Annotated in this window: 11 protein-coding genes and 1 pseudogene; 5 read left to right on the forward strand and 7 right to left on the reverse strand. The window is 56.3% G+C overall.

Annotated features, from left to right (window positions below; genetic code table 11):
• The first annotated feature begins 53 nt into the window (after positions 1–53).
• From AC0TNJ_RS10875 to AC0TNJ_RS10885, 3 genes are all read left to right on the forward strand, one after another.
• A complete protein-coding gene (locus AC0TNJ_RS10875; protein ID WP_473771111.1) occupies positions 54–1745 on the forward strand; it encodes an adenylate/guanylate cyclase domain-containing protein in 1692 nt (563 codons plus the stop codon).
• A gap of 157 nt (positions 1746–1902) precedes the next feature.
• On the forward strand, positions 1903–4620 hold the full coding sequence (locus AC0TNJ_RS10880) for an ABC transporter ATP-binding protein (RefSeq protein WP_122000861.1): 2718 nt from the start codon (positions 1903–1905) through the stop codon (positions 4618–4620).
• A 61-nt stretch (positions 4621–4681) separates the two neighbouring features.
• Entirely contained in the window at positions 4682–5131 is a 450-nt protein-coding gene (locus AC0TNJ_RS10885) for a Crp/Fnr family transcriptional regulator (RefSeq protein WP_122000862.1), read from the forward strand.
• 93 nt (positions 5132–5224) lie between these two features.
• Here AC0TNJ_RS10885 and AC0TNJ_RS10890 read toward each other — a convergent pair whose 3' ends face one another.
• Positions 5225–6991 (reverse strand): metallophosphoesterase family protein, encoded by a 1767-nt coding sequence (locus AC0TNJ_RS10890; protein WP_473771112.1) that lies wholly within the window; start codon positions 6989–6991, stop codon positions 5225–5227.
• A gap of 144 nt (positions 6992–7135) precedes the next feature.
• Here AC0TNJ_RS10890 and AC0TNJ_RS10895 point away from each other — a divergent pair, with 144 nt between their 5' ends.
• On the forward strand, positions 7136–7966 hold the full coding sequence (locus AC0TNJ_RS10895) for an MBL fold metallo-hydrolase (protein ID WP_473771113.1): 831 nt from the start codon (positions 7136–7138) through the stop codon (positions 7964–7966).
• On the opposite strand, the gene AC0TNJ_RS10900 is transcribed toward AC0TNJ_RS10895, so the two are convergent.
• Genes AC0TNJ_RS10900 through AC0TNJ_RS10910 form a run of 3 tightly spaced genes read right to left on the reverse strand, consistent with a single transcriptional unit; the run spans position 7948 to position 9969 of the window.
• Positions 7948–8712: a polysaccharide deacetylase family protein gene (locus AC0TNJ_RS10900; RefSeq protein WP_473771114.1), complete on the reverse strand. Its 765-nt coding sequence runs from the start codon at positions 8710–8712 to the stop codon at positions 7948–7950. The two genes, AC0TNJ_RS10895 and AC0TNJ_RS10900, sit on opposite strands and share 19 nt — an antisense overlap.
• The gene (locus tag AC0TNJ_RS10905) at positions 8709–9803 is read right to left on the reverse strand and encodes a glycosyltransferase family 4 protein (RefSeq protein WP_473771115.1); all 1095 of its coding nucleotides are present in this window, start codon (positions 9801–9803) and stop codon (positions 8709–8711) included. The genes AC0TNJ_RS10900 and AC0TNJ_RS10905 overlap by 4 nt, the downstream gene beginning before the upstream one ends.
• Complete coding sequence (locus tag AC0TNJ_RS10910) at positions 9766–9969, reverse strand: hypothetical protein (protein ID WP_473771235.1); 204 nt, start codon at positions 9967–9969, stop codon at positions 9766–9768. Before AC0TNJ_RS10910 ends, AC0TNJ_RS10905 begins: the two co-directional genes overlap by 38 nt.
• Between AC0TNJ_RS10910 and AC0TNJ_RS10915 the strand changes: the two are divergent.
• A pseudogene (locus tag AC0TNJ_RS10915) lies at positions 9962–10171 on the forward strand (ABC transporter substrate-binding protein); the annotation flags it as partial. The gene AC0TNJ_RS10910 and the pseudogene AC0TNJ_RS10915 sit on opposite strands and share 8 nt — an antisense overlap.
• A 51-nt stretch (positions 10172–10222) precedes the next feature.
• Here the strand turns inward: AC0TNJ_RS10915 and AC0TNJ_RS10920 are convergent.
• The 3 genes from AC0TNJ_RS10920 to AC0TNJ_RS10930 all read right to left on the reverse strand — a co-directional run bounded on the left by AC0TNJ_RS10920 (position 10223) and on the right by AC0TNJ_RS10930 (position 14472).
• Positions 10223–11512, reverse strand: coding sequence for an NAD(P)/FAD-dependent oxidoreductase (locus tag AC0TNJ_RS10920; RefSeq protein ID WP_473771116.1), 1290 nt, complete (start codon positions 11510–11512; stop codon positions 10223–10225).
• A gap of 28 nt (positions 11513–11540) precedes the next feature.
• Positions 11541–12896, reverse strand: a complete 1356-nt coding sequence (locus tag AC0TNJ_RS10925; protein ID WP_473771117.1) for a glutamine synthetase family protein — start codon at positions 12894–12896, stop codon at positions 11541–11543.
• Positions 12897–13062: 166 nt separating this feature from the next.
• Complete coding sequence (locus AC0TNJ_RS10930; RefSeq protein ID WP_473771118.1) at positions 13063–14472, reverse strand: APC family permease; 1410 nt, start codon at positions 14470–14472, stop codon at positions 13063–13065.
• Positions 14473–14662 lie beyond the last annotated feature (190 nt).

The following is a 14662-nucleotide window of genomic DNA, read 5'->3' on the forward strand; positions in this document are numbered from 1 at the left end:
TATAAGATGACTGCCAATATGCGCGGCCTACCAGAAACCGGTTCAAAGCCTGAATGACAGCACCGACAAAAGCCCGTTTTCCATCCGAGCGTCTGTTGCGAAAAGCTCGGCTGGCATCCGGCCTTGTCATGGTAACGTTCCTCGCGCTGCACATGAGCAATCACGCGCTGAATCTGATTTCGCTGAATGCGGCGGAAAAAGGCAGGCTGCTCTTTCTGCTTGTTTGGCGCAATCCGGTTGGAACAACGCTGCTCTACGGCGCTATTTTCATCCATCTGAGCCTTGTGCTTCGCTCGCTCTACAAGCGGCGCTCGCTGAAATTGCCATTCGGCGAAACCATGCAGATTCTCTTGGGCCTGCTGATCCCGCTTCTGATCATGGAACATGTGATCGGCACCCGCATCCGGCATGAGCTGGTGGGCTATAGCGATACCTATCGAAGTGTCATTCATACGCTGTGGGTGGCGTCGCCTTTCAACGGTATGAAGCAGAGCGTCGCTCTTCTCGTCGCGTGGACGCACGGATGTATCGGCATCTATTTCTGGCTTCGCCCGCGCCGCTGGTTTCAACGCACCGCGCCGCTTTTGTTGAGCATGGCCATTCTGTTGCCTGTCCTTGCTTTGCTCGGATTTGCAAATTCCGGGCGGTTGCTGGCCAGTATTCCGGTGGAAGCGGCCTCCTTGTCCGGCGGCGAGACCACACGGCTTTCGCGCGCCATTGACGCGGCAAGCCAGTTTCAAATCAGGCTGGCGCTTTACGGCCTGTTCGGCGCGGCTTTGGCGCTGCTGTTTATGTGCCGCGCCATGCGCAGCCGGCGGGAATGGGCAAACCAGATCAGGGTCACTTATCCCAGCGGCGAAATCGTAGCTGTTCCACGCGGCTTCAGCATTCTTGAAGCCAGCCGGTCTGCGGGGATTCCGCATTACTCGATATGCGGCGGCAAAGGCCGTTGCTCCACCTGCCGCGTCAGGGTGGTCAAGGGCGGCGACGAATTGCCGGAACCCGGTTCCATCGAACAGGAAACGCTGCATCGTATCGGTGCCGACGGCGATGTTCGCCTCGGTTGCCAATTGCGCCCGGAAAAAGATGTCAGCGTCGTGCCCCTGCTCATGCCGGACCCCGACATCGCTTCGGAGGGCGCGGCGCAATTGACCGTCGCCGGGCAGGAGCGGGACATTACGGTTCTGTTTTGCGACTTGCGCAGCTTCACACAGCTGGCAGAAACCAAGCTGCCTTACGATGTCGTTTTCCTTCTGAACCGATATTTTGCAATTGTCGGGCAGGCGGTTCAGCAAGTCGATGGCAGGCTGGATAAATTCATCGGGGATGGCGCCATGGCGCTGTTCGGGTTGCGCGGATCAAGCGAGGATGGTTGCCGGAATGCCCTTGCCGCCGCAGCGCAGATCGTGCGGGATATAGAGCGCCTCAACGAGGAAATGGCGGATGAACTTTCGCTGCCATTGCGGGTCGCCATCGGCATCCATACCGGCCCTGCCATTGTCGGAACCATGGGCTACGACAAGGTGAAGGGGCTGACGGCGGTGGGCGATACCGTCAACGTTGCCAGCAGGCTGGAAAGCGTCGCCAAGGAACAACAGGCGGCAATCGTCCTGTCGGAACCCGTCGCAACCCGCGCCGGCATGACGGTCGAAGATCTGGAGGCGGAAGATATTGCAATTCGCGGGCGATCAAATCCACTTCGGGTCTATGTGGTTTCAGCCGAACAGGCGGCCTTGCTGGCTTGACGCCAGCTGGTGTTTAACCCGGTGAAAATCGCGTGCTTGTTTGCCGTATACTGTGCCAAGCGAACGATTTTACCGGTATAAACAAAAAGATAGAGTAGTTTTCATTAATCGCATATAGGAAGAAAAAGCATCCTGTTGATCTGACGTCTGGTGCCCCATGGAAAAAAGCCTCGCCCGCTATATCTGGTCCTCGACACGTCTTCAGCAGGCATGGATTCTTTTGGTCGTCGCACTGTCGATGATCCCCTATTTCCTGTCGTTCGACCTGCCCAAGCAGATTATTAACGGGCCCATTCAGGGCAGCGGGTTCGAGACGCCGGGTGCGACGCAGACCTTCATGCGCATCGCCTATAACATCCCCTATTTCGGAGAGGTGGTGTTCTTCGGCGGCTTGCAGCTCAACCGCATCGAGATGCTGGTGGGCCTCAGCCTGGTCTTCCTGCTTCTTGTCGTCGTCAATGGCCTCTTCAAGCTCTATATCAACACCTATAAAGGTCGCCTTGGCGAGCGCATGCTGCGACGCATTCGCTTCGAGTTGATCGACCGAGTTCTGCGTTTTCCGCCCCATCATTTCAAGCGGGTCCGCTCGGCGGAAATCGCGACGATGATCAAGGACGAAGTGGAGCCGATGGGCGGTTTCACCGGCGATGCGTTCGTGCAGCCCGCTCTTCTGGGCGGGCAGGCGCTGACGGCGCTGATCTTCATCGTGATGCAGAATTTCTGGCTCGGTATGATCGCAGCCGCCATCGTCGCGGTGCAGGGCATCATCATCCCCAGAATGCGCAAGCGCCTGCTGGAGCTGGGACGCCAGCGCCAGCTTACGGCCCGTCAGCTTTCGGGGCGGGTGGGTGAGATTGTCGATGGCATCAGCACCATTCACAGCAATGATACGTCCAATTTCGAGCGCGCCGATATCGCCGAGCGGCTGGGGCGCATCTTCAAGATCCGCTATGATCTTTACCAGTGGAAGTTTCTGGTCAAGTTCATCAATAACTTCCTGGCGCAGGTCACGCCGTTCCTTTTCTACATGCTCGGTGGCATCTTTGCCCTGCAAGGCCGTCTCGATATCGGTCAGCTTGTGGCAGTGATCAATGCCTACAAGGACCTTCCGGGACCTTTGAAGGAACTGATCGACTGGGACCAGTCGCGGCAGGACGTGCAGGTTAAATATGCGCAGGTCGTCGAGCAGTTCAGCGTCGATAATCTGATCGATCCGAAAATCCATGCGGTCGAGTACCAGACAACCCCGCCGCTGAACCATTCAATCGTTGCATCCAATGTAACGGTTCTGGATGATAGTGGCGGACGCCTGCTCGAAAATCTCAATATCGAAATCCGCCCGACCGAGACGGTTGCCGTCATCGGACCGGCTGGCAGCGGCACCGAGGTTTTCGCCGAGCTTCTGGCGCGGCTTGTCTGGCCCGATTCAGGACGGCTGACCATTGACGGGCACGATATTTTTGCCCTGCCGGAATCGGTCACGGGTCGCCGCATCGCCTATGCCTCGTCAGATGCCTATTTCTTCAGCGGGTCGCTGCGCGACAATCTGCTCTACGGCCTCAAGCACGCGCCATTGACCGAAGTCCAGTACGACGGGGCTGCGGCGATGGAGCGACACTGGCAGGTCCAAGAGGCGAAGAGAGCGAAGAATCCCGCCTTCGACCTGAACAGCGATTGGGTCGATTACGGGTCGATGGGCATATCGGACGCATCCGAGCTCTACAAGGTCGTGCGCCCCGTGCTGGAGGCCGTGATGATCAAGCAGGACATCATCGATCTGGCGCTGCGCTCACAGGTCGATACGATTGCGCATCCGGCGCTGGTGGATCGTATCGTGGAATTCCGGCAGGCCTTGCGCGACAGGCTTGAACAGGAAGAGCTTGCCGATCTTGTCGTTCCATTCGAGCCGGATATTTATAATCCGCAGGCAACTGTCGGCGAAAATATGCTTTTCGGCGTGCTCGACCGTTCGTCCATGACGATCCGGCAACTGGCGGCGCATCCTTTCTTCAAAAAGGTCATGAGCGAAAACGATCTCCATGTGGATCTTTATCATATGGGTCGCGAAATTGCGGAGAACGCGATCGAACTTTTCCGGGATCTGCCGCCCGACCACCCGTTTTTTCAACAGCTGACATTCATGCGTCCGGAGGATATTCCGGACTACCAGCTGCTGCTGCAGAAATTGAAAGATGTCGAGGTGGGAGCCGTTTCACCGGAGGACTGGGGCAGCATCGCTCGCCTGAGCTTCGCCTATATCGAACCGCGCCATCGCTTCGGCTTGCTGACCGATGCCCTGAAAGCCAAGATCGTTGCGGCAAGAAAACAGGTGGCGCAGGACATGCCGCCCGACCTGCAAGCCGTGATCGAGACCTATCATCCGGACAGGTTTATTTCGAGCGCTAGCCTGCTCGACAATCTGCTTTTCGGCAAGGTGAGTTACGGGCAGGCGGATGCCATGGGACGCATCCGGGCGATCCTGATCGACCTTTTCGAGGATCTGGGCCAGTCCGAGGCGATCCTTTCGATAGGGCTTGATTTCGACGTCGGCTCAGGCGGAAAACGCCTGACAAGCGTCCAGCGCCAGAAGATCAATGTGGCGCGCGCCCTGCTCAAGCATGCGGATTACGTGATCTTCAGCAGACCCTTGCCGGCGCTGGACCAGCGGATACAAATTCAGATCGCGGAAAATATTATGCAAAATCTCCATAAAGAGGGACATACGCCCGCTATAATATGGGCTTTGAGTAATTTTCCTCTCGCCAGTAATTTTGATCGCGTTATCGTATTCAAAGGCGGTCGTCTGGTTCAGGATGGCACCTACGAGGCGCTGCTCGCGGAGGGTGGCGTGTTCAAGGAACTGGTGGCGCAATAGACCTGTCCGGCGGTTGCCGTGGGATCGATCTGGAGAGCAGGGGGAAGGAAATGGTGGGTTCATGCTTCTAAAAGACGAAGTGGAGATGTTGCGACGCATTCCGCTTTTTGCCGGTGTAGCGCCGGCGAAGCTGAAGCTTCTCGCCTTTACCTCCGACCGGGTCAGCTACAAGGCCAATCAGTCGCTCTTTCAACAGGGTGATGTGGCGGACGCAGCCTATGTCATTCTTTCGGGCAATGCCGATATTCTCGTCGACACGCCGGACGGAGCGATCAAGATCGCGGAAGCGCAGCATGATTCAATCGTGGGCGAGATCGGCATTTTGTGCGACGTATCGCGCACCGCAACGGTGACGGCGTCCACGGCGCTTGAGGCTCTGCGCATCAACAAGGAAAACTTCCTGAAGCTGCTGGCCGATTATCCCGAAATGACGATCGAAATCATGCGGGTTCTGGCCAACAGGCTGAGCCAGACCACAGCAGAACTGACGCAGGAGCGCAGTCGGCATTAGAGCGCCGATCTGATTGGATCAGATCGGCGCTCTAACTATTTATTTTACCGCGCATTTTTTCCGAAAACCGTTTCACACTTTTCGGAATGCGCTCTAGGCAGACTGGATGGAGCCGTCGCTGAGATCGATCCGAAAATTACGTGAAGGCAGGTCGCCCAGATAAGCCGCCATCATGCGCAACAGAATACCGATTTTTTCCTGCAAGCTGCCCGGCTCGTCGGTTCTCAACGCAAAAAGCGCGATGAATGTCTTGTAGATGCGCAGCCGGTGCGGACATATCCACCCAAGCGCCAGTTCGCTTGCCTTGCGCAGGCGGTACCAGTCGCCCAGCAAATCCACAAACGATAAGCTTTGAAGTGTCTCGTCATGCAGGGCATGTTCGGCACAGAAAGCCCTGATTTCGTCCTCTGAAACACGATCTTTCCATATAGCGATGAATATGCCGGTCGCCTCGTCCATGCCCATGGATGAAGTCTGCCCTACCAGAGGCAGCAGATCGGTCAGCATCAGAAATTTGGCGACCATAGCCAGATCTTTCGGCCATTCCTTGCGCAGATAGCGGTGAATGACGAGCTGCTGCACATGTTCGGATAAAAACGAACCATAGTCCGGCGTATCGAGAATGGCGCCGACGTCCTTGCGGGTAACCGCCAGTTCCGTTCGGTATTGTTTGTCGAGATTAACGTCCCGGGCAAGCCCGTCGAGCATGACCGTTTCGATATGGATGTCGCTGCCGATTGCCTTGACGATCTTGAAGGCGGGCGGAAAGGCCACAAGCGACGGCACGCCGACATTGATCAGCCAATCCTGGCCGACTTTTGCCTTTGCCGTATCGTTGATATGCAGGTGGCCGCTGAAATGGACGCCAATTCCGGTCTTCGCAACAGCTTCCACCGTTGCCGGTGCGGGCGTTCTTTTGACAGCTCCGGTCGGGCCAAGGAGCGAAAACTCATCCGCACTCGTGCCGTTCAGCATGTCGATGGCCGGATAGTGCGAAAAGGCAAGCAGGCATTTGCCGCTTTCGCGCGCGCGTCGGGCCACGTCCTGCATCCATTGAAAGAGAAACTGCTTATGTTCCATCATGGCGTTCCAGCCAGCATTGGTGCTGTCCACGAAGGCTCGCGCTTCTCCGTCCGCAAAGTCTCCATCGCGTGGCGCAAAGACATTGGCATCAAGCATAAGCAGCCAGAGACCGGGCACCGGTTCCACCAGATAGGACGCATCCATAAGGGTGTAGCGGTTACGACCGTCCGGCGAGGTTACACGATAAAGTCGGCTATCAGGCGCATCGTCTGTTCCAAAAGGCGTTTCCCAATGCAGGTCGCTTTCCCTGCGAAAAAAGCCGAGACCGCTTATCGTCTGCAAGCCTTCAGGATAGCCCTTGCAGTACATTTTGGGCGTAAGAACAAAGCCATTTGCCTCGTTATCGATGAACTCTGTGCTGCTTGCCACGAAAGTGTAGCTGCCGTCAGCGTTTAGCAGGCGCTTGCCGTGATGGCGTCCGGCGGGGCCGAAAATATCGTGATTGCCGGGAACCGCGGTGAAAACCATCCCATGGGCATGCCGATAGGAATCGAGCACGCGCTGAAGCGCGGCAAGCGTCGAGACCTGGCCATCGTCGGAATAATCACCCAGAAGGACAACCTGCTTGATCTGGCGTCTGGCAACCTCATCGAGTGCTGCGCTGAGCGCATGATAGCTTTCGTTGAAAACGCGTGTCGAGCGAACCGTATCGGTCAGCCCCCGCGCAGTCATGAGGCCGTTTTCGGTTTCAATTCCCTTGAAATCATAATCGCCATAGAGATCGTGGAAATGTGCGTCGGCGATGACGGCAATGGTCGGCAACATGGCAAGGGACATGAAGGAGGAATTCCTGTTCCGGTGGGCAGTGGATAATAGATGTCATAAAGTTTAAAAAACAGATTGCTATCGCCTGCCAGTGGATTGAATGTGGCATTTGCACCCGGCCGAACGCAGGCGGGGCTATATTGAGTGGCGAGTACGATGACGGATAGTGAAATAACGGTCCGATTCTGGGGAACGCGTGGGAGCCTTCCTGTTTCGGGCCCTGATTTCGAGCGCTATGGTGGAAATACGTCCTGCATAGAGTTGCAGTGTGGTTCGCGCAGGCTGATCTTCGATGCCGGTTCGGGTATCCGGGAAGCCGGAGAGGCGATGACTGCGGAAGGCATATTGCAGTACGACCTGTTTTTCACGCATTCGCACTACGACCACATCATGGGTCTGCCATACTTCCACCCGGTGTTTAATCCTGCGGCGCGGGTGAAATTCTGGTCCGGCCATCTGCATGGCCAAATGACAACCCGCGAGCTGCTCAATCAGTTCATGCGCCCGCCATTCTTTCCCATCGCGCCGGATATCTGGAAAGCCACAGCCGAATTTCAGGATTTTCAAACAGGCGACACCTTGTCCCCATGCGATGGCGTGACGATACGCACGGGCAAGCTTAATCACCCCGACGGCGGCGTCGGTTATCGCATTGAATGGGCGGGAAAGTCGGTGGCGCTCATTTACGATACGGAGCATGTCGGGGATCAGCTCGACCCCAATGTGCTGGCGCTGATCGAAAATGCCGATCTGATGGTCTATGACTGCACCTATACCGACGACGAAATGAAACGCTGCTTCGGCTATGGTCATTCGACCTGGCGTCACGGAGCGCGGCTTGCAAAGGTCGCGGGCGTGAAGCGCTTTGCGCTGTTTCACCACGCGCCCACCCGCACGGACGACGCGCTGGATGAATGCGAGCGGGCAACGCAGGAACTGTTTCCCATGGCCTTCGCAGCCCGTGACCGTCAGCTTGTGATTGTCTGAACCTCGTCGGGCAAACGCTTCCAGACGATCCCCGGCTTTTGTGTGGTGATGCCGAACAGCGCGTCCAGAAAATCCCAGGCCGCTTCATCGTGCACGAGATGATGCGCCAGAATGCCGATTGGTTCATCATCTCCGTCGAAGCGCTGTTTCATCTGGGTGACTATATCGGCCACCAGATCGCCATGCGGACGGCAACCGCGTGTTCCATGCCAGTCCATAAGATCGACATGGGTATTGATGCACGGGATTTCGCCCGGCTCGGTTGTGGCCGGGCCAAAAACCGAAAGCGCGGCGAAGCCTGATTTTTCCAGCTCAATGCGAATGCTCTGATCGATCCGGTTCCATGGCGGAACCAGAACCGGCGAGAGTTGCCCGCGATAGAGCATTTCCAGTTTGGAAAGCCCTGCTTCCAACTGCCCGAGAACCGTCGCAAGTGGCCGTTCCGGCCCAAGCTCCTGCTTTTTCCGACCAGCGGCGGCATGGCTTTCATGCGACCATCCGTGGACGGTGACCGTGACAAGATTTTTGCCGGAAAGATGCTCTGCCAGCGCCTGACCCGTTGGCGCCGGTATGACCGCAAGGGCAAGCGGTACATGGTAGCGGTCAGAAAGCGCGATCAATCGATCCAGTGCCGGTGTCGGCTCCACCGCATCGTCATCGCGCAGCCAGAACCGGGCAAGACGTCCGGCATCCGACCATCGCTGCATCTCGGACAGCAAGGGTTCCCAAGTGGATTGATCCATCATCCCTTCGCCTTCTCGTGTTCGCGCATAAGACCCTGCAGAAGCCCGTTTATCCTGATTGCCGCCTGCTCAAGCGACCGTTCGTCATGTACAAAACGCCGGGCTGCTTGTCCAAGCGCCAAGGCGTCCTGTGGATTGTCGAGAAGCAATCGGATGGCGTTGGCATAGGCTTCAATGTTGCCCTCTTCGACCAGAAGACCGGTCGTGCCGGACATGACGACTGCGGGGACGCCGGCTGTCGCCTGCGCAATAACAGGCAAACCGGCAGCCTGGGCTTCCAGATAGGCTATGCCATAGGCTTCTCCGACGCCGGGCCAGACATAGATGCCGCCCGCTTGCAACAGGGCGGGGATTTCCGTTTCACTTTTCTGCCCGACCCATTCGATCCGATCCCCGAACGGGGAAAAAAGCGCTTGGACAGCCGCTTTTTCGGGGCCGTCGCCGATAATGCTCAAGGTCCAGTCCCGGTCATCCAATTGCGCCAGTGCCGATGCAAGCCTGTCAAAACTTGCTAATTTATCGCCGTTTCGCATCATGGCGATGGTTACAAGCCCGGCGGGATCGCGGTTGGCGGGCTGTCGATAGGGTGCAACATCAATAAATGGCGGCAGAAGCGCAAGCGAAGCCTCGGGCATCAGGGTTGCAAGACCATCCCGGTCGCGCGCGGTAAAGCAGAGGTTGAGGGCGGCTGTTGCGACCGCGTCCCGGACACTTTCCTGCTCGGCCTGCCATCCATCGGCATCACGCTTTCCGGCATAGGAGGCTTCAGCCGTCACATAGGGTATGTCCAGTTCCTTGCAGATCGTTGGCCCAAGCAGATCGGGCGACTTGTAATAGACGTGATATGAAAACCAGAGGTCCGGCTTGGGCGTATTTTTCCAGCGTTGGCGAAGCCGCTGCAACTCATCCTCGGCTTCATTGCGCAATGCCGCGTAGGCATCAGGCGTTCTGTGAAAGCTTCTCAGATGCGAGACGACCTCCACTTCATGCCCGGCCATTTCCAGCGCCCGGACCAGCAAACGCGCCATCATCCGATCTCCTGAAGGCACGGGATGATCAGGGGACTTCAGCGGTGCATAAAAACATATCTTCATAGTTACCAATCGTAGCCAGAATCACGAGGGCACCTTGCAACCATTTGCCGGAGGCCGCCAGACACAATAGGCGGCAAAAGCGGATCGCCGATACTTGGCCTTGCTTCGGAAAAGCGGAGAAGTTTTCGATGGCGCGAGGCGCATCAACAAGGGGCTGCGTCGTCAATGCTTTCCTCAAGTCGCTGAACTGGATTCACAAGGCTTCCCCCGGCGAAGTGGCCGATGCCGTGCCGGAGGAATATCTGCTAGGCGACCGCGCGCTTTACAAAACCGGCTTCGAGGAATCCCGCGCCATGTCTTCCGAAAAGGGTCTTATTGCGGAAAACGGGTTCAAAAGCCTGCATGAACGGCTGAAAGCCCTCAATCCGCATCCGAAGAGAGCCATCGAGCATTTGTCGAAGCAGGACCGGTGGCGGCAGCTACCGTCCACCGTCCAGTTTTTGCAAGAACCACATACCCATCGCCAGACCGAGATTGCCGAGCTTGCGGCCTACAGGAAATCGCCAATGCCGGACGTTAGCAAAAACGTCCAGCTCGGCGTCATCGCCGCAGATTGCTTTGGCCATGATCTCGGCTACTATGTGAGAGGTGGCAATCCCGTGTCCCGAATAACCCTGTGCGTAGTACACATTAGGCTTAATCCGCCCGAGTTGCGGGATGCGATTGATCGAAACACCGTCCATCCCGTGCCAAGCAAACTCGATTTCGACATCGCGAAGCTGCGGCAAGGTTCTCTCGATGGCTGGGCGGATCGCTTCGACCAGATTTGCGGTATCACGACCGCTATAGTTTGTGCCGCTGCCGAAGATCATCCGATTGTCCGCGGTCACCCGATAGTAATCAAGCACAAAGCGGGTGTCATAGATTCCGTAGCCCTTTGGGCTGATACTGCGCGCCAAGGCATCCGTCAGTGGAGCGGTGGCGATGATGTCAAGCGAGATTGGGAAGAGCATTCCAGACAACTTGCGCTGACCGAGTTTGTGATAGCTGTTTCCGGCAATCAACACGCTGTCGGCAGTAACGCGCCCTAGGGCAGTCTCCAGCACGGGACGCCGACCGTAGATCAATTTCTCAACGCGAGTCTCGCTGAAGATATGTGCGCCGAGATTACGGGCGGCGTCGGCCTCGCCCAGGCAAAGGTTCAAGGAATGGACATGCATGTTGCGGCGGTTCACCAGTCCAGCGGGATAGATCTGGCTTCCGACATACTCCCGGAGCGCATCACCCCGCACAAGCTCGACCTGATCGCCCATGCCGTGCTGCTGGGCAGCACGCTCCATTTCCTCCAGCTCAGGAATGTGAGACATATTCCATGCCGCGTGGACGTGGCCATGTCTCAGGCTGCATTGGATTGCGTATTTTTCCACACGTTTCTGGATGATATCATGACCACGCCAGCGCAGGTTCCAGATATATTCCGCCGCTTCTTTACCAAGGGTCCGACGAAATTCCCGCTCCATGGCTCGATCGCCAGATAGCGAGCCGGTGATTTGCCCACCATTGCGCCCGGACGCGCCCCAACCAACGTGATTGGCTTCGAGCAGGGCCACACGCACACCACGCTCGGCCAGCTCCACAGCGCTGGCGACGCCTGTGAAGCCGCCGCCCACGATGGCGACATCAACGTCCAAGTCACCATCCAGGATTAGGAAAGGGTCAATTTCGTTGGCTGTCGCGGCGTAATAGCTGCGGGGATAGTTTTCCGTCATATTTTTTGATCCCGGCTCGAGATAGACGTTATGGCGACTGTCGATAGGTCTGGACTTCAAAATCGGTCACCCGATCAGCGAATACCCCCTGTTCCTGTCGCTTGCATGCGACGAACGCTTCGACGAATTCGGGATGCAGAATGGATTTGACCCTTGCGGAAGCCTCGAAAATATCGAGGGATTCTTTCCAGTCCCGCGCCAGGTTCGATAGATTGATATTGTGAGAATTTCCGGTGACCGGCCCAGGCGGCTGGACCTTACGCTGAAGCCCATCCAATGCCCCGCCCAGGATAGCGGCAAGGACGATATAGGGGTTGGCGTCTGCTCCCGCGACGCGATGTTCGATACGTCTTGCCGAGGGAGGACCCGCAGGGATGCGAAGAGCACTGGTGCGGTTCTCATAGCCCCAGGCGATCTTTGTGGGCGCCAGTCCTCCGGGACATAACCGCCTGTAGGAGTTCAGATGCGGCGCGAAAGCCAGAGTCATTTCGGCCATGCTGTCGAGCAGACCGCCAACTGCATGGCGCAACGCGTCACCTCCCCGCGAACTCTGATCGTCAAAGATGTTATGTCCGTCTTGGTCCAGAATGGAGAAATGCACGTGCATGCCGCTTCCGGCATGTCCCCGGAGTGGTTTGGCCATGAAGCTGGTGACATAGCCATGAGAACGGCCGACGTTTCGAATAATCTGCTTGAAAAGCACCGCATCGTCGGCGGCTTTCAGAGCATCAGCCTGATGCAGAAGGTTGAACTCGAATTGCCTTGGCGCGCCCTCAGACGTGGCGGCTTCGACCTGTATGTTACACGCGGCCGCGTGAGCGTATATTTTCTCTAGAACTGCCGAGGCCTGGACGAGCTCAGCCACCGAATAGATATTGTCAAACGCCGGAGGCACAGCGTCATATATGACTTCCATTGCCCCTTTCGGTTGGTCATCGAAAAAGTAGAATTCGATTTCGGTTGCTACAACGGGACGCAAACCAAGCACATCATAGCGCTTCAGTACTTCGGCCAACAAATGTCGCGCGTCCGCGAAGTAAGGACTGCCATCCTCCTTACTCATCCACAAATGGAGCAGTGGCTGATCGCCGTTCTCTGCCCATCCCAGATCACACAGACCGCGACCTGTCGGATGGCATATACCGTCCAGGTCCCCTTTCTCCAACGTGAGATGCGTACCAACAACGTCTGTGCCCCAGATGTCTACCCCCACAGATGACATCGGCATTCGCGTGCCGCTGCGAAGTGTGACCTCAAGCTTGCGCCAAGGGAGACGCTTGCCGCGAAGAATGCCGTTCATATCAACTATCGCCGCATAGAAAGCACGTGGCGGCTCGGTGGTCACGGCAACCGTCGCACCACTCATGATCGCGGGCTGATTCATACTTCTCTCCGACATGGAATTCCAAATTCAAGTCTCTCCAACGAGAGACGCTTCCGTTTCTCCGCTCACACTTCTGCTCAAAATCGCTTCTGGCAATCCCTGCCCGAACTGATCTGGGATCGGACTGGTGGCGAGGCATGGATTTTTGATCCCGGTATTACGCGGATCAGAGATCATGTAGTCGTAGCTGTGGGACAGAGCGTTTGAATACGCGAGTTAGATAGAGCAGGTAAAGGAAGCCCGTTCCCAACCAAATCAAGCCCACATCAAATGTGTTGGCCGACAGATTGGCCCACAGCCATAGTGTTAGCAGAAAGCCGATACCTGGTAGCACCCCATAGCGAATTGCATCCCACCCTTGGCGTCTGTTCCCATCCAGAAAGCCGGTCTTGATTACCGCAAGATTGACGAACGAAAACCCTGCCAAAGCACCAAAGCTGATCATGCTGGCAGCCTGTTCGAGTTCGATGGTCAGGGCCAAGAGCGATGTGGTCGCTACGACCAGTATCGCGCAGACAGGCGTACCAAACTTGCGACTAATGGCACCAAACACGTTTTGCGGGAGTACTCGATCACGCCCCATCGCATAAAGAATACGGGACACGCTGGCTTGTGCAGCCATGGCCGAAGCGAATGTGCCCGACATATAGGCGGCTGTGAAGAAACTGACCAGGAAAGCCCCGCCAGCTTTGCTCATTACGTCCCGCGAGGCCGAGTCCGGATCGGGGAACGAGCGCCAGTCGGGATAAATCATGTGCCCGGTCCAGGATGCTATAATAAACAATAGCCCGCCTATGAGCGTGCATAGCATGATGGCGCGAGGAATGGTGCGGCGTGGCTCGCGGGCCTCCTCCGAGAGCGTAGAGACCGCGTCAAAGCCTAGAAACGAAAGGCACAGGATCGCCGAACCTGCCACGATCGTCCCAAGCTTCATGTCCGAGCTATAGAATGGCGCAAGGATCGAAGTCGTGCCATATCGTCCGAAAGATGTCAGGAAAAGTGTAAGGAATACGGTCAGGAAGATAAGCTGAAAGGCAATGATGAGGAAATTCATTCCCGACACGATCTTGATACCGAGAATATTCAGACTGGTCACGAGCAGGATCGCGCCAATAACCCACAAATGTGGAGATATGGCAGGAAAATATTGCGACATATATATGCCGATTAAAATAAAGTTGAGCATCGGCAGAAAGATGTAATCCAGCAGTAAGGCCCACCCAACCATGAAGCCTATGTGGCCACCAAACGCTTTTCTTGCATAACTATAGGCCGATCCGGCTACAGGGTACGCCTCCACCATTCGGCCATAACTGTAGGCCGTGAAGAACATGGTCATCAGGGTGAGCGCATAGGCAGTTGGCAGATGTCCCTCCGTGACGGTAGTTACAATGCCGTACGTGTCGAAAACGGCAAGCGGCACCATGTATGCCAAGCCAAACGCGATAAGGGCCGGCATTCCCAGGACCCGCCGCAATGCTGGCCGATTGCCAGTGTTTCCGATACCGGAACCGATCTCCTCGGGGGTATATGGGGCATCCTGTAATGGATTGTCGCCATTTATTTCGCGATTCATAGTTTCCTCCCTATTTCGCGATGCGTTATGTTTTCAACGATGGCCCGTTGGAAATGCCCCCTTCTCCGATCCAGATTGATTTCGAATGCAACTATGCTGCGAAGCAACAAATGGTTATTGATAAAATGTACTTAGGATTACCAAAAAATAATTTGCTGATTAACTACCTTCTCAAAATATTATATAGTTA

It is taken from the genome of Ochrobactrum sp. PL_is483, assembly GCF_055816855.1.

Coding starts and splice junctions, on each gene's coding strand:
- AC0TNJ_RS10875 (WP_473771111.1), top strand. CDS start 54: ATGACAGCACCGACAAAAGCCCGTTTTCCATCCGAGCGTCTGTTGCGA.
- AC0TNJ_RS10880 (WP_122000861.1), top strand. CDS start 1,903: ATGGAAAAAAGCCTCGCCCGCTATATCTGGTCCTCGACACGTCTTCAG.
- AC0TNJ_RS10885 (WP_122000862.1), top strand. CDS start 4,682: ATGCTTCTAAAAGACGAAGTGGAGATGTTGCGACGCATTCCGCTTTTT.
- AC0TNJ_RS10890 (WP_473771112.1), bottom strand. CDS start 6,991: ATGTCCCTTGCCATGTTGCCGACCATTGCCGTCATCGCCGACGCACAT.
- AC0TNJ_RS10895 (WP_473771113.1), top strand. CDS start 7,136: ATGACGGATAGTGAAATAACGGTCCGATTCTGGGGAACGCGTGGGAGC.
- AC0TNJ_RS10900 (WP_473771114.1), bottom strand. CDS start 8,712: ATGATGGATCAATCCACTTGGGAACCCTTGCTGTCCGAGATGCAGCGA.
- AC0TNJ_RS10905 (WP_473771115.1), bottom strand. CDS start 9,803: ATGAAGATATGTTTTTATGCACCGCTGAAGTCCCCTGATCATCCCGTG.
- AC0TNJ_RS10920 (WP_473771116.1), bottom strand. CDS start 11,512: ATGACGGAAAACTATCCCCGCAGCTATTACGCCGCGACAGCCAACGAA.
- AC0TNJ_RS10925 (WP_473771117.1), bottom strand. CDS start 12,896: ATGAATCAGCCCGCGATCATGAGTGGTGCGACGGTTGCCGTGACCACC.
- AC0TNJ_RS10930 (WP_473771118.1), bottom strand. CDS start 14,472: ATGAATCGCGAAATAAATGGCGACAATCCATTACAGGATGCCCCATAT.